21 protein-coding genes and 1 tRNA gene are annotated in these 22,478 nt (G+C 72.2%); 6 read left to right on the top strand and 16 right to left on the bottom strand.

Going from position 1 to position 22,478, the window contains the following annotated elements; translation table 11 throughout:
• Window positions 1–89 precede the first annotated feature (89 nt).
• From AC6I72_RS17360 to AC6I72_RS17330, 7 genes are all read right to left on the bottom strand, one after another.
• Complete coding sequence (locus AC6I72_RS17360; RefSeq protein WP_360967339.1) at window positions 90–422, bottom strand: TcmI family type II polyketide cyclase; 333 nt, start codon at window positions 420–422, stop codon at window positions 90–92.
• Between the two features lie 26 nt (window positions 423–448).
• A complete protein-coding gene (locus tag AC6I72_RS17355) occupies window positions 449–934 on the bottom strand; it encodes an SRPBCC family protein (protein ID WP_498001768.1) in 486 nt (161 codons plus the stop codon).
• A gap of 1 nt (window position 935) precedes the next feature.
• Window positions 936–1,193, bottom strand: a complete 258-nt coding sequence (locus tag AC6I72_RS17350; protein ID WP_037857059.1) for an acyl carrier protein — start codon at window positions 1,191–1,193, stop codon at window positions 936–938.
• Between the two features lie 66 nt (window positions 1,194–1,259).
• Window positions 1,260–2,510 (bottom strand): ketosynthase chain-length factor, encoded by a 1,251-nt coding sequence (locus tag AC6I72_RS17345; protein ID WP_498001767.1) that lies wholly within the window; start codon window positions 2,508–2,510, stop codon window positions 1,260–1,262.
• Entirely contained in the window at window positions 2,507–3,775 is a 1,269-nt protein-coding gene (locus AC6I72_RS17340; protein WP_037857064.1) for a beta-ketoacyl-[acyl-carrier-protein] synthase family protein, read from the bottom strand. The genes AC6I72_RS17345 and AC6I72_RS17340 overlap by 4 nt, the downstream gene beginning before the upstream one ends.
• On the bottom strand, window positions 3,772–4,224 hold the full coding sequence (locus AC6I72_RS17335; protein ID WP_498001766.1) for a cupin domain-containing protein: 453 nt from the start codon (window positions 4,222–4,224) through the stop codon (window positions 3,772–3,774). The genes AC6I72_RS17340 and AC6I72_RS17335 overlap by 4 nt, the downstream gene beginning before the upstream one ends.
• A gap of 41 nt (window positions 4,225–4,265) precedes the next feature.
• The gene (locus AC6I72_RS17330; protein ID WP_366723926.1) at window positions 4,266–5,408 is read right to left on the bottom strand and encodes a SchA/CurD-like domain-containing protein; all 1,143 of its coding nucleotides are present in this window, start codon (window positions 5,406–5,408) and stop codon (window positions 4,266–4,268) included.
• Between the two features lie 275 nt (window positions 5,409–5,683).
• Here AC6I72_RS17330 and AC6I72_RS17325 point away from each other — a divergent pair, with 275 nt between their 5' ends.
• Window positions 5,684–7,327, top strand: coding sequence for an FAD-dependent oxidoreductase (locus AC6I72_RS17325; protein ID WP_498001765.1), 1,644 nt, complete (start codon window positions 5,684–5,686; stop codon window positions 7,325–7,327).
• A 63-nt stretch (window positions 7,328–7,390) separates the two neighbouring features.
• Here AC6I72_RS17325 and AC6I72_RS17320 read toward each other — a convergent pair.
• Window positions 7,391–7,464, bottom strand: a tRNA-Thr gene (locus tag AC6I72_RS17320).
• A gap of 258 nt (window positions 7,465–7,722) precedes the next feature.
• Here AC6I72_RS17320 and msiK point away from each other — a divergent pair.
• From msiK to AC6I72_RS17305, 3 genes are all read left to right on the top strand, one after another.
• Window positions 7,723–8,859, top strand: a complete 1,137-nt coding sequence (gene msiK, locus AC6I72_RS17315; RefSeq protein ID WP_037857073.1) for a diacetylchitobiose ABC transporter ATP-binding protein MsiK — start codon at window positions 7,723–7,725, stop codon at window positions 8,857–8,859.
• Between the two features lie 276 nt (window positions 8,860–9,135).
• Entirely contained in the window at window positions 9,136–9,585 is a 450-nt protein-coding gene (locus tag AC6I72_RS17310) for a hypothetical protein (protein WP_037857076.1), read from the top strand.
• A 377-nt stretch (window positions 9,586–9,962) separates the two neighbouring features.
• Window positions 9,963–10,694 (top strand): nucleotidyltransferase family protein, encoded by a 732-nt coding sequence (locus AC6I72_RS17305; protein ID WP_498001764.1) that lies wholly within the window; start codon window positions 9,963–9,965, stop codon window positions 10,692–10,694.
• Window positions 10,695–10,839: 145 nt separating this feature from the next.
• Here the strand turns inward: AC6I72_RS17305 and AC6I72_RS17300 are convergent, their stop codons facing one another.
• From AC6I72_RS17300 to AC6I72_RS17270, 7 genes are all read right to left on the bottom strand, one after another.
• On the bottom strand, window positions 10,840–12,627 hold the full coding sequence (locus AC6I72_RS17300; protein ID WP_498001763.1) for a DoxX family protein: 1,788 nt from the start codon (window positions 12,625–12,627) through the stop codon (window positions 10,840–10,842).
• A 186-nt stretch (window positions 12,628–12,813) separates the two neighbouring features.
• Complete coding sequence (gene rlmB / locus AC6I72_RS17295) at window positions 12,814–13,755, bottom strand: 23S rRNA (guanosine(2251)-2'-O)-methyltransferase RlmB (RefSeq protein WP_498001762.1); 942 nt, start codon at window positions 13,753–13,755, stop codon at window positions 12,814–12,816.
• Between the two features lie 187 nt (window positions 13,756–13,942).
• On the bottom strand, window positions 13,943–15,343 hold the full coding sequence (cysS, locus tag AC6I72_RS17290) for a cysteine--tRNA ligase (RefSeq protein ID WP_498001761.1): 1,401 nt from the start codon (window positions 15,341–15,343) through the stop codon (window positions 13,943–13,945).
• Window positions 15,344–15,439: 96 nt separating this feature from the next.
• The gene (locus AC6I72_RS17285; RefSeq protein WP_498001760.1) at window positions 15,440–15,844 is read right to left on the bottom strand and encodes a PPOX class F420-dependent oxidoreductase; all 405 of its coding nucleotides are present in this window, start codon (window positions 15,842–15,844) and stop codon (window positions 15,440–15,442) included.
• 101 nt (window positions 15,845–15,945) lie between these two features.
• Window positions 15,946–16,458 carry a 2-C-methyl-D-erythritol 2,4-cyclodiphosphate synthase gene (ispF, locus tag AC6I72_RS17280; RefSeq protein ID WP_037857091.1) on the bottom strand — a complete coding sequence of 171 codons (513 nt, stop codon included), beginning with the start codon at window positions 16,456–16,458 and terminating at the stop codon, window positions 15,946–15,948.
• Complete coding sequence (gene ispD, locus AC6I72_RS17275) at window positions 16,448–17,212, bottom strand: 2-C-methyl-D-erythritol 4-phosphate cytidylyltransferase (RefSeq protein ID WP_498001757.1); 765 nt, start codon at window positions 17,210–17,212, stop codon at window positions 16,448–16,450. The genes ispF and ispD overlap by 11 nt, the downstream gene beginning before the upstream one ends.
• A gap of 458 nt (window positions 17,213–17,670) precedes the next feature.
• Complete coding sequence (locus AC6I72_RS17270; RefSeq protein ID WP_003953493.1) at window positions 17,671–18,153, bottom strand: CarD family transcriptional regulator; 483 nt, start codon at window positions 18,151–18,153, stop codon at window positions 17,671–17,673.
• A 696-nt stretch (window positions 18,154–18,849) separates the two neighbouring features.
• Between AC6I72_RS17270 and AC6I72_RS17265 the strand changes: the two genes are divergently transcribed.
• Complete coding sequence (locus AC6I72_RS17265; RefSeq protein ID WP_498001755.1) at window positions 18,850–20,268, top strand: IS1380 family transposase; 1,419 nt, start codon at window positions 18,850–18,852, stop codon at window positions 20,266–20,268.
• A gap of 597 nt (window positions 20,269–20,865) precedes the next feature.
• Complete coding sequence (locus tag AC6I72_RS17260) at window positions 20,866–21,606, top strand: copper chaperone PCu(A)C domain-containing protein (RefSeq protein ID WP_498001754.1); 741 nt, start codon at window positions 20,866–20,868, stop codon at window positions 21,604–21,606.
• A gap of 195 nt (window positions 21,607–21,801) precedes the next feature.
• On the opposite strand, the gene phoP is transcribed toward AC6I72_RS17260, so the two are convergent.
• A complete protein-coding gene (gene phoP, locus AC6I72_RS17255; RefSeq protein ID WP_498004717.1) occupies window positions 21,802–22,473 on the bottom strand; it encodes a two-component system response regulator PhoP in 672 nt (223 codons plus the stop codon).
• Window positions 22,474–22,478 lie beyond the last annotated feature (5 nt).

Genomic DNA, 22,478 nt, shown 5'->3' with positions numbered 1-22,478 from the left:
CGTCCGTCGCACGACGTCCCCGTACGGCCTCCCGTACGACGTCCCCGTACGGCCTCCCGTACGGGACTCCTGGTGTCGTCCCGGCCGCGTCAGCCGCGGCCGTCGCGCTCCCAGAGGTAGAAGCGCCGCGCCATCGCGTCCTTCGGCGAACGCCACGTCTCGGGGTCGTACGCGCTCACGTACGACGACAGCCGCTCGCTGATGCCCCGGAACTCGGGGTGTCCCGCCACCTTGGCGATGGCCGGGCCCGGGTCCCGGTCGGCCTCCACGAGGTGCATGTACACATCGCCGAACTGGAAGAGGCTGCGCCGGGTGACGCCCACGAGGTGCGGCAGCTCCCCCCGGTCGGACTCCTCGAAGATCTTGGCGATGTCCGGGGCCGAGCCCGGGGCCATCCGGGCCACGATCAGGGCCTGGTGCATGATCCGCTCCTGTCGTCCGGTCCGGCTCAGTCGGTGCTCAGGACCGGCTCGGGCCGCCGCCCGGCCGCCGCGGCCTGCTCGACCTTGTCCCGGATGAGCGCCATCTGGACCTTGGAGTTCTTGTTGATGTTGTCGGTCATCCAGTCGTCGTCCACCGGCGCCTCCGGCTTCATCGCGAAGTCCTGGGTCCACACCATCCGGGTGCCGCCCGGGACCTCCTCGTAGGCCCAGTGGATGTCCATGTGGGCGAACGGCCCGGTCTCCACCCGGCGCGCCTTCACGGTGAGCGTGGCCCGGTCCGGCTCACGCTCGGAGACCCAGCTCCACACGGTGCCGTTCTCGTCGGGGTGCATGGTCAGCCGGAAGGTGCACTTGGCGCCCTCCTGCTTCAGGATCTCCGCGGAGGCGTACTCGCTGAACAGCTGCGGCCACTTCTCCACGTCGTTGGTCATCTCCCACACCAGGTCCACCGGTGCGGCGATGGTGATCTCGTTCTGCGTGTGTCCCGCCATTTCAGGCTCCTGCCAGAAGGGTGCTGTTGACGAGGTCGAGGAACTTCCGGGGCGTCTTGCAGCGCTCCGCGTCGGCCGGCATCGGCATGCCGTGCCGGTTCTCCAGTTCGCCCACGATGCCGAGCAGGCCGAGCGAGTCGATGCCGAGCTCGTCGAAGCCGGTGTCGGCCCGGTCCGTCAGTTCCTCGGGGCTGACGGTGATGCCGGCGGCCTTCTTCATGAGTTCGGACAGTTCTTCCACGGTGATTCGGTCACTCATGCGGGTTCCTCTCCTTGTTGCTCCCGGCGTGAAGCTCCCGGCGCCACCAGACCCTGGCGTCAGGACCTAGGGGGCGTCGGCGGTGCCGTGCCGCAGCACCAGCGCCGAGTTCGAGCCCATGAGCCCCCGGCCCAGGACCAGTGCCGTGCGCACCTGTGCGGCACGCGCACGGCCGGTCACCAGATCGAGGTCATGGCAGATGTCGAAGACATTGGGGGTGGGCGGGATCAGACCGTGCTCCATCGAGAGCACCGCCGCCGCCGCGTCCAGCACCGGGGCCGCGCAGTACGCCCGTCCGGTACCGGTCTTGGGCGCCGTCACCGGCACCCGCCGTCCGTGCGCGCCGAGCGCGTCGGCGATCGCCAGCGCCTCCGCCCGGTCCGCCTCGGGCACACCGAGCGCGTCCGCGAAGACCACGTCGACCTCCTCCGGGGCGCAGTCCGCGTCCACCAGGGCCGCACGGATCGCCTCCGCCAGCCCCTGCCGGGACAGCTCCCAGCGGGAGGCGCCCGTGAAGGTGGCCGCGTGCCCGGCCACGGTCGCCCGTACCGGCACGCCCCGCTCCCGGGCCGACTGCGCCGCCTCCACGACGAGCATCGCGCCGCCCTCGGCGGGCACGAACCCGCACGCCGCCTCGGTGAACGGCCGGTACGCCCGCTCCGGATCGGCCACCGGGCTCAGTTCGCGGTAGCCGAGCTGGCACACCACCGAGTACGGGGCCAGCGGCGCCTCCGTCGAGCCGGCCACGATCACGTCCGTACCGCGCCGCACGGCACGCGCCGCGTGCGCGAGGGCGTCGAGACCGCCGGCCTCGTCGGCGGCCACCACCGAGCACGGCCCCTTGAACCCGCGCCGGATGGAGATCTGGCCCGTGCTGGCCGCGTAGAACCAGGCGATCGACTGCCACGGGCCGACGTACCGCCTGCCCTTGCCCCACAGCTTCTGCAGCTCCCGCTGGCCGAACTCGCCGCCGCCCGACCCGGCCGCCGTCACCACGCCCGCCGAGAACGGCGCCTCGTCAGTGTCGGCCCGGCCCAGCCGGGCGTCCTCCAGCGCCGCGTCGGCCGCCGCCATCGCGAAGTGCGTGAACCGGTCGGTCTGCACGAGGTAGCGCTCCTCGACCGTCTCCGACGGGTCGAAGGACCGCACCTCGCCCGCCACCTTCAGCGGCAGCCGCTCGCAGCCCTCGCGCGTGACCCGGCCGAGGACGCTCACACCCTCCTGCGTGGACTTCCAGAAGGTCTCGGTGCTGTTTCCGTTGGGCGCCACGACACCGATGCCGGTGACGGCCGCCCGCCGTTTCGCGGGTGCGCTCATAGCGTCCTCTCCCTCTGCCGGGTCAGGATCACCGCGGACTGGAAACCGCCGAACCCGCTGCCCACGGAGAGCACGCTGTCCAGCTTCCGTTCCCGGGCGACCCGCGGGACGTAGTCCAGGTCGCACTCGGGGTCCGGGGTCGTGTAGTTCGCCGTCGGCGGGACCACCTGGTGGGCCAGCGCCAGCACGCAGGCCACCACCTCGATCGCCCCGATCGCGCCCAGCGAGTGACCCACCATCGACTTGATGGAACTCATCGGCGTGTCGTAGGCGTGGTGGCCCAGCGCCCGCTTCACCGCGGCCGTCTCGTGCCGGTCGTTCTGCCGGGTGCCGGAACCGTGCGCGTTCACGTAGCCGATCGCGGTGGCGTCCAGCCGGGCGTGGTCCAGCGCCGTCTCGATGGCCCGCGCCATCTCCAGGCCCTCACTGGTCAGACCCGTCATGTGGTACGCGTTGCCGAACGTCGCGTAGCCGCTCAGCTCGCAGTACACGTGCGCACCGCGCGCCCGGGCGTGCTCCAGCTCCTCCAGGACCAGCACCGCGCCGCCCTCGCCCATGACGAACCCGTCACGGTCGTTGTCGAAGGGCCGCGAGGCGTGCGCCGGGTCGTCGTTGTTCGGCGACGTGGCCTTGATCGCGTCGAAGCACGCCATCGTGATCGGCGATATCGGCGAGTCCGACGCACCGGCTATGCAGATGTCGGCCCGGCCCTCCTCCACGGTGTGCAGCGCGTACCCGACCGCGTCGAGACCGGAGGTGCAGCCCGTCGAGACGGTCTGCACCGGCCCGCGCGCCCCGAACCGCTCCGCCACCGTCGAGGCCAGCGTGCTCGGCGTGAACGCCCGCTCCAGATACGGCTGCGCCCGCTCGTGGTCCACGTCCCAGCGCTCACCGCCATGGCTGACCAGGACGTAGTCGCTCTCCAGCCGGGTGGTGCCGCCCACCGCGGTGCCCAGCGAGACCCCGACCCGCCACGGGTTCTCCGCGGCGAAGTCGAGTCCGGAGTCCCGTACCGCTTCCTGCCCGGCGGCGAGCGCGAACTGGATGTAGCGGTCGCAGCGCGCCACCTGGTCCTCGGACAGCCCCGCGGCCACCGGGTCGAAGTCGCACTCCGCGGCGATCTGCGACCGCAGGCCGGACGGGTCGAAGAACGTGATGCCCCGCGTCGCCGTCCGCCCGTTGGCCAGCAGGTCCCAGAACGCCGGCGCGCCGATCCCGCCCGGCGCCACGATGCCTATGCCGGTGACCGCCACCCGCCTGGTCATGAGCGGACCTCGGCCGCGTCGGCCTGCACCGCCACCGGCTCCCCGGCCCCGGCCGGCACCGCCTCCGTGCCCTCGGTGTCCACGTGCCCGAGCTGCGGGCGCGGCGCCAGCGGTCCGAGGTGGAAGACGATCCGCGCCTCCACCTTGCCCACGTTGCGGAAACGGTGGCGCATGTAGGCCGGGATCATCAGCCCCTGCTCGGGCCTGAGCGGGTGCGGCTCGCCGTCCAGGTCCACCTCCAGGTCGCCGCAGACGACGTACACGAACTCCTCGGAGTACGGGTGGTAGTGCTCCCCGATGCGGTCACCGGGCTGCACGATGGCCACCCCCATGAAACCGCTGGTGGAGCCCACCGTGGCCGGGGTGAGCATGGCGCGCAGATCGCCTCCGCGCCTGGTGTTGGGCTCGGTGTCGCTGAGATCCACGATCTTGGGCCTGGCTTTGATCACGTCGTTCCTCCGGTGGTGTGTACGTCGGCTGAAGGGAAACGTCAGGCGTCCGGCGCGGACCGGCGGTCGGTGACGAGGTCCATCCGGGCGAGGTCGAGCAGCCGCGCCAGGTCGCCGTCCTTCTTCGCCGCGCCCTCGTCGAGCAGCGTCGTCAGCTCAGAGACCTGCGCGGAGTCCGCCAGCCCCAGCGCCGAGGCCGGGTCCGCGTCCAGACCGTCCCGCACATCGATCAGGCGTACGACCACGTCGTCCCGCTCGAAGACCGTGCTGCGCAGCACCGGGCTGGCCGGGTCGTCCGCCGCCCGCTCGTCGTGCTGGGCCAGCAGCTCCGCCAGGCGCATGCCCATGCCCGGCCGCGCCGGGTAGTACAGCGCGTGCCGCTGCGCCCGCTCGTCGTCCTGGCCGCTCGTCACGTGGTGCACGGCCGGCAGCGCCGCCCGGGTGAAGAACACCCGCACCGACTCCTGGTCGGCGAAGTCCCGCTCCTGCTCCAGGTACGGGTTGATGGCCTCCTCCACCGCCCGGATCTCCGGCTGCCGCGCCACGTGCCGGAGCGCCGCCAGCAGGTCACCGCGCACCTCGATGGCGCGCACCACACGGTTGCCGTGCATGAACAGCGACGTACGGCACAGCCGGGTCGTGTCGTCCACCCGCGCCTGCGGCGACTCGTAGTTCGCCAGCAGCTCGGCGACCTTCTTCTCGCTGCCCGGCTTCACCGTGAACGTCAGCGCGTGCCGGATCACACCGTCACCGATCCGCGGCGACGTCTGCAGCTGCCGCTCACCCGACACGGCGCGGGCCGCCTCCCCGCCGGTCTCCCGGACGATGTGGAAACGCAGCGACCGGGTGTCCCGGATGCAGCTGTGCATCGGCTGCACCATCCGCACGTGCTCCTCGCTGTTCACCCACGCGAGGAACGGCGGCGCGCTCTCCCACTCGCTCGTGATCAGCCACTGGGAAGGGTTCTCGATCGACTGGCACAGCTGGTCGCTGACGTGCCCGGGAACGGACGAGACCTGCTTGCCCATCTCCTCGTACGCCTCCAGGAACTGCTGCTGGGCGCCGTCGTAGACGTCCACCAGCAGGACGACCCGGAGCCGGGAGCCGTCGAACACGGACTGGGAGACACGTTTCGAGGCCTGCTGCTCGGTGGGTTCTGAAACACGCTCAGAGATGGCGGTCATCTGCGTACGTCTCCTTGACGGGACTCGGTGACGGGCTCTAGGGGGGTGCGCGGAACTGACGGCCTGCCACGCATGACACGACGTCAGCCTGATCTCGATCCTGAGCCGCCCGCGATCAGTGCGCGACTCGTATGAACCACGCGGGTGATCACACGGGTGATTGCCCCCGCGAACGCACGCGGACCGGCCCCGCGCCGGGCATGGAGACACCGACGGACACCGACCCGCCCGCGCCCCGCGCGCCCCCACACCGCACACCGCCCCAGGAGGCATCGATGCACCAAGAAGCCGACCACCGGGTACCCGTCCTCATCGTCGGCGGCTCCCTGGTGGGCCTGTCCACCTCGCTGTTCCTGGGCCGCCTCGGCGTGCCGCACCTGCTCGTCGAGCGGCACTCCGGCACCTCCATCCACCCCCGCGGACGCGGCAACAACGTGCGCACCATGGAGCTGTTCCGGGTGGCCGGCATCGAGGACGCCATCAAGGACGCGGCGGCGCTCCTCGCCGGCAACCACGGCATCCTCCAGACCCCCACCCTCGTCGGCGACGCCGGCGAATGGCTCTTCAAGCACATCGACCCGGGCGGCGGCATGGCGAGGTTCAGCCCCACCGGCTGGTGCCTGTGCAGCCAGAACGACCTCGAACCCGTCCTCCTGGAAGGCGCCCGCGCCCTCGGCGGCGACCTGCGCTACTCCCACGAGATGGAGACCTTCGGGCAGGACGCCGACGGCGTCACCGCCACCGTCCGCGACCGCGCCACCGACGAGCGGTACACGGTCCGCGCCGACTACCTCGTCGCCGCCGACGGCCCCCGCAGCCCCGTCCGCCGCCACCTGGGCATCGGCCAGTCCGGGCCCGGCGACCTCTTCGCCAACGTCAGCGTCACCTTCCGCTCCAAACTCCTCGCCGACGTCGTGGGCGAGCGCCGCTTCATCTGCTGTTACCTCACCGACCCCGAGGCGGACGGCGCCCTGCTGCCCGTCGACAACAAGGAGCACTGGGTCTTCCACGCCCCCTGGCACCCCGAGCACGGCGAGACCCTCGACGAGTTCACCGAGGAACGCCTCCAGCGGCACATCCGGCGCGCCGTCGGCGTCCCCGACCTCGACGTCGAGATCACCGGCAAGGCCTCCTGGCGCGCCGCCGAACGCGTCGCCGAGCACTACGGCGCCGGCCGCGTCTTCCTCGCCGGCGACTCCGCCCACGAGATGTCCCCCACCGGCGCCTTCGGCTCCAACACCGGCATCCAGGACGCGCACAACCTGGCCTGGAAACTCGCCGCCGTCCTGCAGGGCTGGGCCGGGCCCGGCCTGCTGGACACCTACGACAGCGAACGCCGGCCCGTCGCCACCGCCACCAGCGCCCGCGCCTCCGCCCGCTCCGTCGAACACAGCCACCCCGGCTTCGCGCCCGCACCCGGCATCGGCGGCGGCAAACGCGGCGGCATCCTCAACGTCGTCCTCGGCTACCGCTACCCCGACGGCGCCGTCGTCGGCGCCGACCCCGGCCAGGACGCCGTCCCCGACACGATGCGCCTGACCGGCGAACCCGGCACCCGCGCACCCCACCTGTGGGTGCACCGCTCCGGCACCCGCGTCTCCACCCTCGACCTGTACGAACGCACCCTCGTGCTGCTCAGCGACGCCGGGTCCAGGACCGACTGGCACACGGCGGCCCAGCGCATCGCGCAGTCCGGGATCCCCCTGAACTCCTACCGCTTCGGTGCCGACCTCACCTGTGCCGAGCAGAGCGGCCCGGACTCCCCGCCCTGCGACTGGGCCGGCACGCACGGCACCACCGCCGACGGCGCCGTCCTCGTCCGCCCCGACGGTTTCGTCGCCTGGCGCGCCCCCGGCCCCGTGCCGGACCCGGAGGGAGTGCTCCGGGAGGTCCTCGCGGCCCTGCTGCGGACCACCTGACCCCAGCCGCTCACGCCGCACGGAAAAGGCCAGGTCAGACAGAGTCTGACCTGGCCTTTCGCGAGCCCCCTGTCGGATTCGAACCGACGACCTACGCATTACAAGTGCGTTGCTCTGGCCAGCTGAGCTAAGGAGGCGTGCTGGGTCGTGCCCGTGCAGTGTACCCAGGTCGCCGCCGCGCCCCCTCGAAAATTTCCGCGAAGTTCACACCCCTCCACCTACTGACAGAGCAGGTGAACGCCAGGTACCGTCCTGTGCCAGTTCACTCTTGTGGACCACGCGAGCACCAGGACGGACCATCCGGCGGGGCATTCCCCGGAGCATCCGTCGTGGCAACCGCCTTCCTACTCGGATCGTCCGGCACGTTCCTGCCGGTAGAAGGGGGCCCATTCACCATGGCCACTGTGCAGTTCGACAAGGCGACCCGGATCTACCCGGGTTCCGAGAAGCCCGCCGTCGACGCCCTGGAGATCGACATCGCGGACGGCGAGTTCCTCGTCCTGGTCGGCCCGTCCGGCTGCGGCAAGTCCACCTCGCTGCGCATGCTCGCGGGGCTCGAGGACGTCAACGGCGGTGCCATCCGCATCGGTGACCGTGACGTCACCCATCTGCCGCCGAAGGACCGGGACATCGCCATGGTGTTCCAGAACTACGCCCTCTACCCGCACATGACGGTCGCCGACAACATGGGCTTCGCGCTCAAGATCGCCGGTGTCAACAAGGCGGAGATCCGGCAGAAGGTCGAGGAGGCCGCGAAGATCCTCGACCTGAGCGAGTACCTGGACCGCAAGCCGAAGGCGCTCTCCGGCGGTCAGCGCCAGCGTGTCGCCATGGGCCGCGCGATCGTGCGTGAGCCGCAGGTGTTCCTCATGGACGAGCCGCTGTCCAACCTGGACGCCAAGCTGCGTGTGTCCACCCGTACGCAGATCGCCTCCCTGCAGCGCCGCCTCGGCATCACCACCGTCTACGTCACCCACGACCAGGTCGAGGCCATGACCATGGGCGACCGGGTCGCGGTCCTCAAGGACGGTCTGCTCCAGCAGGTCGACTCGCCGCGCAACATGTACGACAAGCCCGCCAACCTCTTCGTCGCCGGCTTCATCGGCTCGCCCGCCATGAACCTGGTCGAGGTGCCGATCACCGACGGCGGTGTGAAGTTCGGCAACAGCGTCGTGCCCGTCAACCGGGACGCGCTCAAGGCCGCCGCCGACAAGGGCGACCGTACGGTCACCGTGGGCGTGCGCCCCGAGCACTTCGACGTGGTCGAGCACAACGGCGGCGCCGCGGCCGCCCTGACCAAGGACAGCGCCGACGCCCCGGCCGGTCTCGCCGTCTCCGTCAACGTGGTCGAGGAGACCGGCGCGGACGGGTACATCTACGGCACCGTCGAGGTCGGCGGCGAGCAGAAGGACCTCGTCGTCCGCGTCAGCAGCCGTTCGGTCCCGGAGAAGGGCGCCACCGTGCACGTCGTGCCGCGGCCGGGCGAGACCCACGTGTTCTCCACCTCGACCGGCGACCGCCTGACGGACTGAGGCACCGCGCCCGGTGCGACGACGCACCGGCGCACTGACGCCTTACGGCTGAAACCCCGGGAATGACCCGGGGGATTCACCCGAGTTGACGAGAAGGGCCCCGCGAACTGCTGCGGGGCCCTTCTCGCCGTCTCCGGCCCCGTCGCGCATCACCCGGACACAGGGGACGTTTCGAGCAGTGTGCGTCAACACACCACCCGGAGAAGGGCAGCACACCGTCCCCCGAACAGGTGACTAAATGTCGCCAAATCATCACCGGGCGCTACCCTCACTCGCGTGAAGCACTCCACCACGCAACCCACGCGACGCGGCCGGGGCCCCGCCCGCCGGATCGGCCGCTCCCTCGCCCTCGTCCTGCCCGTCGTCCTGGTGCTCTCCGGGACCCTCGCGGTCACCCGAGTCAACTGGTCGGGGAACCCCTCGAACTCGGTGCTCACCGCGTCCGACCTGTCCGCGCCCGGCACCGCGGCCCACCCCCGGGCCCCGCAGGACGTCCTCCGGGACCACCTGCTGACGGAGTTGCAGGAGAAGGACCCGGGCGTCGCGCTCACCCACCTCCAGGAGGCGGTCGACGAACGCCCCTCGCTGGCCGGGCACTGCGCCTCGATCGCCCGCACCCTCGGCCGCGCCGCGGTCCGCATCTACGGGCCCGCCCGCGCCCAGTCCTACGCCCGGCCCGTCTGCGACACCTCCTACGCCTCCGGGGTCCTCGCCGCCCACAGCTGAGCGCACCGGCCCGGGAGGGTGGAGGACCCGGGCCCGGGATCGGGGCCCGGGTTCCTGGACCGACATCCGAGGTCCCGGGCCGAGGTCCGAGGCCGAGGCCCGGGTTCCCGGGCCGGGGGCCGGACTGCGCTCAGCCCCCCTCCGGACGCCCGCCCGTGCCTCACGCGGACGCGGCTCGCGCGGCGCGCGGACGCAGCTCGGGCCTCACGCGGACCCCGCTCAGGCCTCACGCCGGACCTCCCACAGGCTCTCGCACCCGTTCCGCGCATGCCTCCCGCCGACCCGGCGCAGCGCCTCCCGCGGGCCGTCCGGGAGGACTCCCGCCCCCGCCGGGGCAGCCGCGCGGTCCCCGCCGGGGTGCCACGTACAGTTCGGGCATGACCCATCCGAATGCGGCGTCCCGCCCCACACAAGCCGTCGTGCTGGCCGGTGGCCAGGGCTCCCGGCTGCGCCCCTACACCGACGACCGGCCCAAGCCGATGGTCGAGATCCCCGGCACGGGCACCCCGATCATCGGTCACCAGCTCGCCTGGCTCGCCGAGGAGGGCGTCACCGACGTGGTGGTCTCCTGCGGCCACCTCGCCGAAGTGCTGCAGGAGTGGCTGAAGACGGCACAGCTGCCCGTCAAGGTGACCACGGTCGTGGAGTCGGAACCCCTCGGCCGGGGCGGCGGCCTCAAGTTCGCCGCCGCGCACCTCCCCCACCCCGAGCGCTCCTGGTACGCCACCAACGGCGACATCTGGACCCGCTTCTCGCTGCGCGACATGGCGGACTTCCACACCGAGCGGGACGCGGTCGCGACCCTCGCGCTGGCCCGGCCGCGCATCCCGTGGGGCGCCGTGCAGACGGACGGCTTCGGTCACATCACGGACTTCATCGAGGCTCCCCCGTCGACCTTCGAGATCAACGCGGGCGTCTACGTCTTCTCGCCCGAGTTCGCCTCACTGCTCCCGGAGCGCGGCGACCACGAGCGCACCACGTTCCCCCGGCTGGCCCGCGAGCGGCGGCTGGCCGGCTTCCCGATCCCGCAGGGCGCCTACTGGCGTGCCATCGACACCGCCAAGGACCTCACCGAGGCCGCCAAGGAGCTTTCCGCGCCGCGCAGGTGACGTCGGCGCGGGTGACGTGCCGAAGGACGGCGAGGGCCCCGCACCGTGCACGGATCGTGCCGGGTGCGGGGCCCTTGCGCGCAGGCGGGTCCCGTTGTGGTGCGGGCCCCTGTGCGCGGCAGCACAGGGGCCGCTGCCCCGGGATTCAGCCCAGCAGGCCCCCCACCAGGCCGGGCTGACCGGTGGAGGAGCTGCCGCCGGCGGAGCCGGAGGGCTGGGTGTCGCCGCCGGAGCCGCCCGAGCCGCCCGAGCCCGTACCGCCGGTGGCGGAGCCGCCGGAGGCCGGTCCCGAGCTGGTGCTGGGCGCGTGCTGGGCCGGGGCGGAGTGGCGCGGCGGGACCCAGCCGCCCGTGCCCTGGGTCTGGCTGGGCGACCCGCCCGTGGCCGCGCCGCTCTCACGGGCGGCGCCCGGCGCGGTGGCGGGGCCGCCGGTCGGGCCGGCTGTGCCGTGGTGGCTGGGCGAGGTGGAGGCCGACGGGGACCCGCGGTGCGCGGGACCCGTGCCCGTGCCGGTGCCGGACCGCTGCGGGAGCGGCGAGCCGGGCAGCTGGTTGCGCGGGGCCTCGCCGGGCCCCGGCACGACCACGCTGCCGGCGCCGCGCACCGCCCCGCCGAGCAGCGAGCCGATGAGCAGGGTGAGCCCGGTGACGACGACGGTGAGCAGCGCGCCGCGCCGCAGCACGTACCGGCGCAGGTCCCAGATGTCGGAGCGGGGACCGAGCCGCCGCCAGGCGGAGGCCGCGAGCCGGCCGTCGACGGAGTAGACGGGGGCGCCGGCGATGACCAGCGGGGACCAGGCGGCGAGGTAGATGATGTCCGGGGCGTCGTAGACCGGGACGGTGCGCCAGCTGACGGTGACGATGAGCGCGGCCGACAGCAGTCCGCCGACCACCGCCGCGACCCGCTGCCAGCAGCCCAGGACCGTCAGGACACCGACGATGACCTGGAGGAAGGCGATGACGAGACCGGAGCCGACCGGGTGCTGGAGGGCGAACTGGCGCAGCGGTTCGGCCACTTCCCAGGGGTGCAGCGCGGTGAGCCACTTGACCATGGAGCCGCGCTTGCCGCCGTCGAAGTAGAGCGGGTCGCACAGCTTGCCCATCCCGGCGTAGACGGAGATGAAGCCGAGGAAGATGCGCAGCGGGAGGAGGACGACGCCGAGGTTCATCCGGCGGCCCGGGTAGTAGGCGTGGCGGGCCGGGTCGTCGCCGTGCCGCCTGCCCCGGCGGCGCCGGGCGCCGGGGGCGGTGGCCTCGCGGGCGTCCGGGTCGTCGTCGTAGGCGTGGCCGTCGGGGTCGTCGTAGGCGTAGCCGCCGTAGCCGTGGGCCGGCCGGGGGTGGCCGTAGGGCGGGTGGCCGCCGTACCCGGGGTCGCCGTACGCGGTCTCCTCGTAGGCGCTGCCCGCGGTGCGCATCTGCGGCAGCAGCCGGGTCTCGCCGGGCTCCGGGCCGCGCTGGGCTCCGACGACGGGGGTCTCGACGGTCCGGTCGAGGTCGTCGTAGCCGGCCGGGCGGTACCCCGGGGCGGCGTCGACGCGCGGGATGACCTGGGTCGCTCCGGCGTCGCCGGACGGCTCCTCGGTGTGGCGCACGCTGCCGCTGCGGACGGCCTGGAGGAGGCGGTGGGCGCCGGTGTCGTCGGGGGCGGACCGGCCGCTCCAGACGAGCGGCCGGCGGTGGGCGGCCCCGGCCCGGCCCGCCGTGCCGGCGGCGGGGACGCGGACGGTGGGGTCGGTGACGCTCGGGTGCCGGGCGACCCGCGGGGACAGGGTGCGCCGCGAGGCGGCGCCCAACTGCACGCGGAAGCTCGCGTGAGTGACGATGACCTGCGCCGGATCGCTCGGCACCTTCACCATGCTCAGCGCGGGAGCGTCGTCGTATCCCGACGAGCGGTCCCCCGTGGGTGTGCGGGGTGTTCTGGTGTCCACACTCATCTAACCGAGTGATGGGGAGTTAGGACACTGCCTTGACCCGCCGGATCTGTCCGGACCGCGTCAAACATGCACCGGATGGGGGGATTTACCCGGCCGGGTGTACGCACGAACACCCGTTCGGATGTTTCCGGGAGGCGTCCGGGTGCGGGCCCCGGCCGGGCGCTGCCGCCCGGCCGGGCACCGCGGTCAGCCGCGCCTGCGCGCCGCCTCGTAGAGGACGATCCCGGCCGCGACACCGGCGTTCAGCGACTCCGCGCCGCCGGGCATCGGGATCCGCACCCGGAAGTCGCAGGTCTCCCCGACGAGCCGGGACAGGCCCTTGCCCTCGCTGCCGACGACGATGACGACCGGCCCTTCCAGGGCCTCCAGTTCGCCCACTTCGACCTCGCCGTCCGCGGCCAGGCCGACGACCGTGATGCCCGCCTTCTGGTACGACTCCAGGGCGCGCGTCAGGTTGGTGGCGCGGGCGACCGGCGTACGGGCGGCCGTCCCCGCGGACGTCTTCCAGGCACCGGCGGTCATGCCCGCCGCGCGCCGCTCGGGGACGACCACGCCGTGCCCGCCGAAGGCGGAGACGGAACGGACGACGGCGCCGAGGTTGCGCGGGTCGGTGACCCCGTCGAGCGCGACGATCAGCGGGTCCTCGCCCGCGTCGGCGGCGGCGTCGGCCAGGTCCTCGGGGTGCGCGTACTCGTACGGCGGGACCTGGAGGACGAGGCCCTGGTGGTTGAGGCCGTTGGTCATGCGGTCCAGCTCGGGGCGCGGCGCCTCCATGAGGTTGATGCCACCGCGCTCGGCGGCGAGCTGGAGCGCCTCGCGCACCCGCTCGTCGTTGTCGATGAACTGCTGGACGTAGAGCGTGGTGGCGGGCACGCCCCCGCGCAGCGCCTCGACGACCGGGTTGCGGCCGACGACCATCTCGGAGGCCGAGCGGCCCGAGCCGCGGCGCTGCGGCGGACGGCCCTGGGTGCGGCGCACCTTCGCCTGCGCGGCGCGCTGCTTGGCGTGTCCCTTGCGCATCTCGGCGGGGGGCGTGGGGCCCTTGCCCTCCAGGCTGCGGCGCCGCTTGCCGCCGCTGCCGACCTGCGCGCCCTTCTTGCCGGACATGCGGCGGTTGTTAGCGGCCATGACCTACCTGTCTGTTCTGTCGGGAGCGTCGGCGTACGCCTGCCGCGTACGTCTCCTGCGTCTATGAAGGTACTTCCACGAGAAGTACGTCTGTGCGGTACGTCTATGCAGTGTGCCGCCCGGGCGGCCGGACGGCACAGCGGGCCCCCGGTGACCGCGGTCTCGTCCGGGCCGCCCGGGGGGCGGGTCAGCGGGGGCCGAGGCTCCAGCGCGGGCCCTGGGGGCTGTCCTCGACGACCAGGCCGGACTGGCCGAGCTGGTCGCGCAGGGCGTCCGCGGTGGCCCAGTCCTTGCGGGCGCGGGCGGCCTCGCGCTGGTCGAGGACCATCCGGACCAGGGTGTCCACCACTCCGTGCAGGTCCTCGCCGCGGTCGGCGGCCTCACCCGCCCAGTGCTCGTCCAGCGGGTCCAGACCGAGGACGCCGAGCATGGCCCGCACCTCGGCGAGCCGGGCCACGGCGGCCTCCTTGTCGTCCGCCGCCAGCGCGCTGTTGCCCTGCCGGACGGTGGTGTGGACGACGGCCAGCGCCTGCGGGACGCCGAGGTCGTCGTCCATCGCCTCGGCGAAGGCGGGCGGCACCTCGGCGGAGGGCTCCACCGGGCCGGCCTTCTCCACCACGCGCTGGATGAAGCCCTCGATCCGCGCGAACGCGGACTCGGCCTCGCGCAGGGCCTCCTCGCTGTACTCGATGGTCGAGCGGTAGTGCGGGGTGCCCAGGTAGTAGCGCAGGACGATCGGCCGCCACTGCTTGACCATCTCCGAGACCAGCACGGAGTTGCCGAGCGACTTCGACATCTTCTCGCCGCTCATGGTCACCCACGCGTTGTGCACCCAGTACCGGGCGAACTCGTCGCCGTAGGCCTTGGACTGGGCGATCTCGTTCTCGTGGTGCGGGAAGATCAGGTCGAGGCCGCCGCCGTGGATGTCGAAGGCGCTGCCCAGGTACTTGTGCGCCATGGCCGAGCACTCCAGGTGCCAGCCCGGCCGCCCCTCGCCCCACGGCGTGGGCCAGGTCGGCTCGCCGGGCTTGGCCGCCTTCCACATGGCGAAGTCCCGCGCGTCCCGCTTGCCGGTCTCGCTGTCGGCGGCGGGCTGGCGCAGGTTGTCCAGCTCCTGCCGGGACAGCTGGAGGTAGCCGGGGAAGGAGCGCACGTCGAAGTAGACGTTGCCGTCTGCGGCGTAGGCGTGCCCGCGCTCGATGAGCGTCCGCATCATCTCGATCATCTCCGGCACGTGGCCGGTGGCGCGCGGCTCGTAGGTGGGCGGCAGGCAGCCGAGCGCGGTGTAACCGTCGTTGAACGCCCGCTCGTTGCCGTAGCCGATCGACCACCAGGGGCGGTGCTGCTCGTGCGACTTGGCGATGATCTTGTCGTCGATGTCGGTGACGTTGCGGATGAACGTGACCTCGTAGCCGCGGTACGTGAACCAGCGGCGCATGATGTCGAAGTTCAGCCCCGAGCGGATGTGCCCGATGTGCGGGGCCGCCTGCACGGTGGCACCACACAGGTAGATCGAGACACAGCCCTGCTCGAGCGGGGTGAAGTCACGGATCTGCCGGGCGCTGGTGTCGTACAGGCGAATAGTCACCACTCCAGGGTAGTGGGCCGGGGGCAGTGCCTCACGCCCCTTCCCGCAAGCGGCGCCCCTTTCGTGGCCGGGCACGGCCGCGCCGGTGCGCGGCGGTCACAGGACGCCGACGACCTTGCGCGCCCGGATCCGGACGACCACGCGTTCGGAGTCCTGGGCGGAGGCCGGGTTGAACTCGGCGTACTTCTTCCCGGTGTACTTCACGGACAGCTCGTCGATGAGGTCCCGGCCGCCCTCGGTGGTCATCTCGGCGGTGCCGCGGATCTCGGCGTACTCGTAGGGCGAGGCCGGGTCCTGGACGACGACGCTGACGCGGGCGTCGCGCTCCAGGTTCTTCGTCTTGCGGCGGCCGACGGTGGTGGAGACGAGGAGGTCGTCGCCGTCCCGCTTGACCCAGACCGGCGACAGCTGGGGGCTGCCGTCGGGCTGGACGGTGCCGACGACGACGAAGACGGGGCCGTCGAGGAGGTTCTTGAGACGGTCGGACAGTACGGCGGACATGGGGGCACCCTCCGGGACCTCGGTCACTGGCGGTTCACGGACGGCTCAGCGAAGGCTCGGTGCTGACCCGACGGTGACTCTGCGGGTACCCTCGCACGCGCTCAGCCCACCCGCACCACGAGCGCCGTGGCCACCGCCATCAGTCCCTCGTCCCGCCCCGGGAAGCCGAGTCCGTCGGTGGTGGCACCGGAGACGGACACCGGCGCGCCGGCCGCCTCGGAGAGGATCTTCTGGGCCTCCTCGCGGCGCTTGCCGATCTTCGGGCGGGGGCCGACGACCTGCACGGCCACGTTCCCGATCCGGAAGCCGGCCGCCCGTACGATCCGCGCCGCCTCCGTCAGCAGCGTGACGCCGGAGGCGCCCGACCACTCGGGCCGCCCGGTGCCGAAGTGCTGCCCGAGGTCGCCGAGGCCCGCGGCCGAGAACAGCGCGTTGCACGCGGCGTGCGCGACGACGTCCGCGTCGGAGTGCCCGGCCAGCCCGGGGCCCTGCCCCTCCCACTTCAGGCCGGCGCACCACAGCTCACGGCCGTCCTCGAAGGCGTGGATGTCGGTGCCGATGCCGACCTGGGGCAGCGGCTGCCCGGGGGTCGCGGGGGCGGTCTCAGAAGCCATCGTTGAGCCTCCGGCGGGCCAGGACCGCTTCGGCGAGCACGAGGTCGAGCGGGCGGGTGACCTTGAAGGCCTCCTCGTGGCCGGGCACGGCCACGACCCGCTCGCCGAGCTGTTCGACCATGCTCGCGTCGTCGGTGACGTTGTCGGTGACGGTCTCGTGGGCGCGGACCAGCGTCGCCCGGTCGAAGCCCTGCGGGGTCTGCACGGCCCGCAGCCGCGACCGGTCCGGGGTCGCCAGCACCGGCTCCGGGTCGCCCGCGGCCGCGGCCGGTTCGACCTCCTTGACGGTGTCCGCGAGCGGCAGCGCCGGTACGACGGCGGCGGCGCCCTCGCGCACGGCGTCGATCACCGCGTCCACGGTGTCCACGGGGACCAGCGGGCGCGCCGCGTCGTGCACGAGGACGATGTCGTGGCCGGGCGGCAGCGCGTCGAGCCCGAGCCTGACGGACTCCTGGCGGGACTCGCCGCCGGGCACGACGAGGAAGCGGGTCCGCTCGGGCAGCGCGTGGGAGTCGAGGAGCGAGGTGACCTCGGCGGCACCGTCGGGCGGGGCGACCACGATCACCAGGGCGACCGCGCGGGAGGCGGCCATGGCGCGCACCGCGTGGATGAGCATGGGGGTGCCGTTCAGCGTGCGCAGCGCCTTGGGGGCGCCGGGACCGAGGCGCACGCCCCGGCCGGCGGCCGGGATCACGACGGCGACGGGGGTCTGGGACCGGGCCTGTGCGGGCGCGGGTCGCGGTTCGTCAGACATCGGTTCCTGTCAGGTTTGTGTTCCGGCTCGGCGTGGGTATGGCCACACCGTGCCGGGCGCGACGCCTTGACCGGACCCTTCCGTGACCTCGGTCGAGCCGACCGCCCGGGCTGGCACACAGTATCGGGGGATCTTCCCCCCGGGGGGCCACGGTGTCCGCGCGGGCAGGACTGTGCCGCGCCGTCGTGGGTACGGGTGTCACCGTCGGGTGCACCCGTGAGGACGCGGGTCGTCGCCGCGAGGCGGGTACGCGCGTGTCCCGGATCCGTCTGCGGGTACGACCATGCCGCAGCACCCGGCGGCGGATTCGCGCCCTCGGATGCCGCGGCATGTCACTTACCGTGCTGAAACCGAACAGAGGCGACATGGACGTCGCGGCTGGCGCCTCGCGTCAGGATGTCGGTGTGTCCCGTACCGGTCCGTATCGGTCAGGAAGCTCCGTACCGGAAAGCCTCGCGTCAGGACGCGAGGACCTCGTCGAGCAGAGCCTCGGCCTTGTCCTCGTTGGTGTTCTCCGCGAGCGCCAGCTCGCTCACCAGGATCTGGCGGGCCTTGGCGAGCATGCGCTTCTCACCGGCGGAGAGTCCGCGCTCGCGCTCACGACGCCACAGGTCACGCACGACTTCCGCGACCTTGATGACATCGCCGGAGGCGAGCTTCTCCAGGTTTGCCTTGTAGCGACGCGACCAGTTCGTGGGCTCCTCGGCGTACGGAGCGCGCAGCACCTCGAAGACCCGGTCCAGCCCGTCCTGACCGACCACATCACGCACGCCGACGAACTCCGCATTGTCCGCTGGCACACGTACCGTCAGGTCACCCTGGGCGACCTTCAGCACCAAGTAGGTCTTGTCCACGCCTTTGATCTGGCGAGTTTCGATAGCCTCGATCAGCGCGGCCCCGTGATGGGGATAGACCACGGTGTCGCCAACCTTGAACGTCATGTGACAGGTACCCCTTCCGTGGCTATCCAGGGTAACACGGATACGGCGTCTTCTGAATGGCGTTTTCGCAGGTCAGGGCATATCTCGGGGCTTGACAACAGCAACCGGGACGTGCTTCGGAAGGGGCGCACGAGCCGGCGGCGGACAGGTATCCGCAGGTCGGAGGGGCTCTTCGCACGGGGTGAAACGCGTACGTTACACACATCCGGCCGTCCGTCCAAGCGGCCGAACAGACCGTTTTGTCCCGTTCCAGATGCACGACTTCCGCTACTCCGTTCGGTGCGCCGGGGCCCGGTCGGGGCGAATCCGGAATTGATCACGGCCCCCGATCGACGCCCGCCGCGACCGGTGATCAATTTCAGCCCCCGACGCGCATTCCGGGGCCGGAAATCCACGAAGACGACACCTCGATCCCTGCATGAAGATCCGCCATGAAGATCCGGCACGGAGATCCGCGACGGAGATCCGGCATGGAGATCCGCGACGGAGATCCAGCACGAAGATCCGGGGTGAAGATCCGGGGTGAAGATCCGGTTGATCCGGCGCGTCGGGCAGTGGCTATGGCGGCGCGTTAGCCTCCGCGTTTCACTTGCGGTGGCGTCCGGATCTTGAGCGGGAACGCGAAAGTGCCTTCTGAGCTGGGATGATGAGGCTTGTCTAGGGCTTCTGTCACCACAGCAGGAAGGCACTTTCTGCGTGCACACTACCGGGTCGCGTCCCAAGCTCGTCGTATCAGCCGACGGGCGCGGGGTGGTCAGTCATGCCGGGTCCCGGCTGCTGGCCGATCTCGCCGATGCCACCGGCCTGACCACGGCCTTCACCGACGCGCTGCGCCAACTACGGCCGCGTGGCACCGGACACGCCCCCGGCCGGATCGCCGTGGACTTGGCGGTGATGCTGGCCGACGGCGGCGAGGCGATCGCCGACCTGGCCCTGCTGCGCGATCAGGCCGAGGTGTTCGGCCCGGTCGCTTCCAATCCCACCGCATGGCGCCTGCTGGCGGGCATCGATCCGGCCGCACTCGGCGCTCTGCGCGCGGCCCGTGCCACCGCCCGCGAGGTCGCCTGGCTGCAAGCCGCCTGGCTGCAAGCCGGCGAGAGACGGGAGGCAATACCGGCCTCCCGCGCAGGCGGCCGCGAACTGCCGGGCCTGGTGCTGGACATCGACGCCACCCTGGTCACCTGCCACTCCGAGAAGGAGAACGCGGCGCCGACCTACAAACACGGCTTCGGCTACCACCCGCTGCTGTGCTTCCTCGACAACACCGGCGAGGCCCTGGCCGGCCTGCTGCGGCCCGGAAACGCCGCGGCCAACACCGCCGAGGACCACATCACCGTGCTCGACGCCGCGCTCGCCCAGCTCCCCGATGTCCACCGCCACGGCACCGACATCCTCATCCGTGCGGACAGCGCCGGATCCGCCAAAGCGTTCCTGGCCCACATCCGCGGCCTCCGCTCGCGCGGAATCCACACCTCCTTCTCCGTCGGATGGTCCATCACCGAACCGGTCCGCCGAGCGATACGCCAGCTGCCCGACCAGGTCTGGCACCCCGCCCTCGAACAGGACGGCACCCTGCGACAAGGCGCCCACGTCGCCGAGCTCACCGGCCTGGTCGACCTGCCGGGCCTGCCCGAGGACACTCGGGTCATCGTCCGCCGCGAGCGCCCGCATCCCGGCGCCCAGCTCTCCCTGTTCGATCTCGACGAGGGCATGCGCCACCAGGTCTTCCTCACCGACACCGCCTACGGCGAAGGCTCATTGCAGCACCTGGAAGTTCGCCACCGCGCGCACGCCCGCGTCGAGGACCGCATCCGCTGCGGCAAGACCACCGGCTTCGGCCGCTTCCCCTCCCGACACTTCCAGGTCAACCAAGCGTGGCTGGAGCTGTCCCTGACCGCCCTCGACCTGCTCGCCTGGACACGCATCCTGCTACTGGAAGGCGAACTGGCAGCCGCCGAGCCGAAGAAGCTCCGCTACCGGCTGCTGCACGCCGCTGCCCGCATCACTCGCGGCGGACGCCGCATGCACCTGCGGATCGCCGCGACCTGGCCCTGGCGAAACGAGCTGACCAGCGCATTCGCCCGCCTAGCGGCGCTGCCACGGCCAGCCACCTGAACCTCGGCACCGTCCCTGCACACCCACGACCGAGGAACCCTGGAGAACCCGACCCGCGCGTCGGGCCTCGACCATGCCCGCCCGGCTGCCAACAACCAGAACCCCCATTTCACGGCCATCACACCAGCTCAGCCACCCGAAGCGAAACGCGGAGGTTAGAGGGGGCGTAAGACGGCGCGTAAGCCATGGCGTGAGCCGGCGGGTATGCGGGCGTTTGCCGACCCCTATGCCCGCGCCCATGTCCCGGGCGTCGTGACGTCTGACCCGTATGGCGTGGTGTGCGTCTGGCGTGTCGTAAGGGGAGGCGTCCGGCGGGCGGCCGCCCGGGTGAAGGAGAGGCGGCGTCACGGGCCGGGCGCCGTGGGGCGTCCGGCGGGACCGGGCGGACAGCGCCCGGAGAGGGCCGGGCGGGGGCGCCGGGAACGCTTCCCGGCGGCCGTACGGGCAGCGGTGTCCGGGTGCCCGGGGGCGTCCAGGGGCGGGTCGGGTGCGAGGCCCCGGGAACGGCTCGGTAACCTAAGCCCGCTGACAGACACTTAGGGCGGCTTTATAAGGGAGTCGTCCTGTACCGCCCACGTTCAAGGAGTTGCCGCCGCCGTGAGCAGCAGCCTTCGACGCGGCGCCCTCGCCGCCGCCGCCATCGCGTTCTCGATCGCCTCGCTCGCCGCCTGCGGCGCCGGCAACAACGCCCAGACGCTCGAGGTGAAGCCGGACAACGCGGCCACCACCGTCGGGGACATCGAGGTCCAGAACGCGCTGATCATCACGCAGCCCGGCTTCCAGACCAAGGGCCCGGCCGTCGTCTCGGTGACCGTCTTCAACAACGGCAGCACGCCCCAGACGCTGGACGCGGTCCGCGTCGACGGCGGCGGCACCGCCCAGATCACCCCCGCCCAGGGCAAGGGCAAGCTGACCGTCCCGCCCCACGGCTCCGTCATCGTCGGCGGCAAGGGCAACGCCTCCGCGGCGCTGGCCGACCCCGGCCCGGTGGTCAAGGACGGCAACGCCCAGAAGATCACCTTCTCCTTCAGCAAGGCCGGTGACGTGAGCCTGCGGGCCTTCGTCGTGCCGGCCTCCAGCTACTTCGACAAGTGGGGCCCGAGCAGCATCCCGGCCGCGCCGGGCGCCCCGGGCGCCCCGAGCGCGTCCGCCACGGGCAAGCCGGGGACGTCCGGGACGCCGAAGTCGCCCAAGACGTCGCAGAGCCCGAAGACCCCGGCCGGCGGTACGCCGACGGGTTCGGCCTCGACCGGCGAGGCGGGCACGGGTACGGGCACCGGCACGGGTACGGGCACCGGCGCGGGCGACTCGGTGAACCAGGGCGGCTCGGCGCAGTAACCGATCCCGGCCGCTGGTCACCGGTCACCGGTCACCACCCGCAGGTCGCGGGTCGCCGGTCGGTGACTCTGGCGCGGTACCGCACGGCAGACGACGAAGGGCGGCACCCCTCGCAGGGGTGCCGCCCTTCGTCGTACCTCCGCGGACCGCGGCGGCCGGCCCGCGGCCTACGGATCACGGTCGACGGCGCGCGGCTTACGGCTCGAACTTGTACCCGAGGCCGCGGACCGTCACCAGGTAACGCGGGGCGCCCGGGTCGGGCTCGATCTTGGCGCGCAGCCGCTTGACGTGCACGTCGAGCGTCTTGGTGTCGCCCACGTAGTCGGCGCCCCAGACCCGGTCGATGAGCTGCATCCGGGTCAGCACCCGGCCGGCGTTGCGCAGCAGCATCTCCAGCAGGTCGAACTCCTTGAGCGGCAGGTCGACCTTGGTGCCGGAGACGGTGACGACGTGCCGGTCCACGTCCATGCGGACCGGACCGGCCTCCAGCGCCGCCGGGGTGACCTCCTCCGGCTCGCCGCGCCGGCGCAGCACCGCGCGGATCCGGGCGACCAGCTCGCGGGAGGAGAAGGGCTTGGTGACGTAGTCGTCGGCGCCTATCTCCAGGCCGACGACCTTGTCGATCTCGCTGTCCTTGGCGGTCACCATGATCACCGGGACGTTGGAGCGGCCCCGCAGCTGGCGGCACACCTCCGTACCGGGCAGCCCCGGCAGCATCAGGTCGAGGAGGACGAGGTCGGCGCCGTTGCGCTCGAACTCGTCGAGTCCGTCGGGCCCGGTGGCCGCGACGGCGACCTCGAAGCCCTCCTTGCGGAGCATGTACGACAGGGCGTCGGAGAAGGACTCCTCGTCCTCGACGACGAGCACTCGGG

It is taken from the genome of Streptomyces sp. Xyl84, assembly GCF_059731885.1.
The sequence above is the reverse complement of the archived record's forward strand: the minus strand, read 5'-3'. Positions and strand labels throughout refer to the sequence as shown.

Excerpts from the sequence above, each read along its gene's own strand:
- AC6I72_RS17360 (WP_360967339.1), bottom strand. The coding sequence starts at position 422 with ATGCACCAGGCCCTGATCGTGGCCCGGATGGCCCCGGGCTCGGCCCCG.
- AC6I72_RS17355 (WP_498001768.1), bottom strand. The coding sequence starts at position 934 with ATGGCGGGACACACGCAGAACGAGATCACCATCGCCGCACCGGTGGAC.
- AC6I72_RS17350 (WP_037857059.1), bottom strand. The coding sequence starts at position 1,193 with ATGAGTGACCGAATCACCGTGGAAGAACTGTCCGAACTCATGAAGAAG.
- AC6I72_RS17345 (WP_498001767.1), bottom strand. The coding sequence starts at position 2,510 with ATGAGCGCACCCGCGAAACGGCGGGCGGCCGTCACCGGCATCGGTGTC.
- AC6I72_RS17340 (WP_037857064.1), bottom strand. The coding sequence starts at position 3,775 with ATGACCAGGCGGGTGGCGGTCACCGGCATAGGCATCGTGGCGCCGGGC.
- AC6I72_RS17330 (WP_366723926.1), bottom strand. The coding sequence starts at position 5,408 with ATGACCGCCATCTCTGAGCGTGTTTCAGAACCCACCGAGCAGCAGGCC.
- AC6I72_RS17325 (WP_498001765.1), top strand. The coding sequence starts at position 5,684 with ATGCACCAAGAAGCCGACCACCGGGTACCCGTCCTCATCGTCGGCGGC.
- msiK (WP_037857073.1), top strand. The coding sequence starts at position 7,723 with ATGGCCACTGTGCAGTTCGACAAGGCGACCCGGATCTACCCGGGTTCC.
- AC6I72_RS17305 (WP_498001764.1), top strand. The coding sequence starts at position 9,963 with ATGACCCATCCGAATGCGGCGTCCCGCCCCACACAAGCCGTCGTGCTG.
- AC6I72_RS17300 (WP_498001763.1), bottom strand. The coding sequence starts at position 12,627 with ATGAGTGTGGACACCAGAACACCCCGCACACCCACGGGGGACCGCTCG.
- rlmB (WP_498001762.1), bottom strand. The coding sequence starts at position 13,755 with ATGGCCGCTAACAACCGCCGCATGTCCGGCAAGAAGGGCGCGCAGGTC.
- AC6I72_RS17285 (WP_498001760.1), bottom strand. The coding sequence starts at position 15,844 with ATGTCCGCCGTACTGTCCGACCGTCTCAAGAACCTCCTCGACGGCCCC.
- ispF (WP_037857091.1), bottom strand. The coding sequence starts at position 16,458 with ATGGCTTCTGAGACCGCCCCCGCGACCCCCGGGCAGCCGCTGCCCCAG.
- ispD (WP_498001757.1), bottom strand. The coding sequence starts at position 17,212 with ATGTCTGACGAACCGCGACCCGCGCCCGCACAGGCCCGGTCCCAGACC.
- AC6I72_RS17270 (WP_003953493.1), bottom strand. The coding sequence starts at position 18,153 with ATGACGTTCAAGGTTGGCGACACCGTGGTCTATCCCCATCACGGGGCC.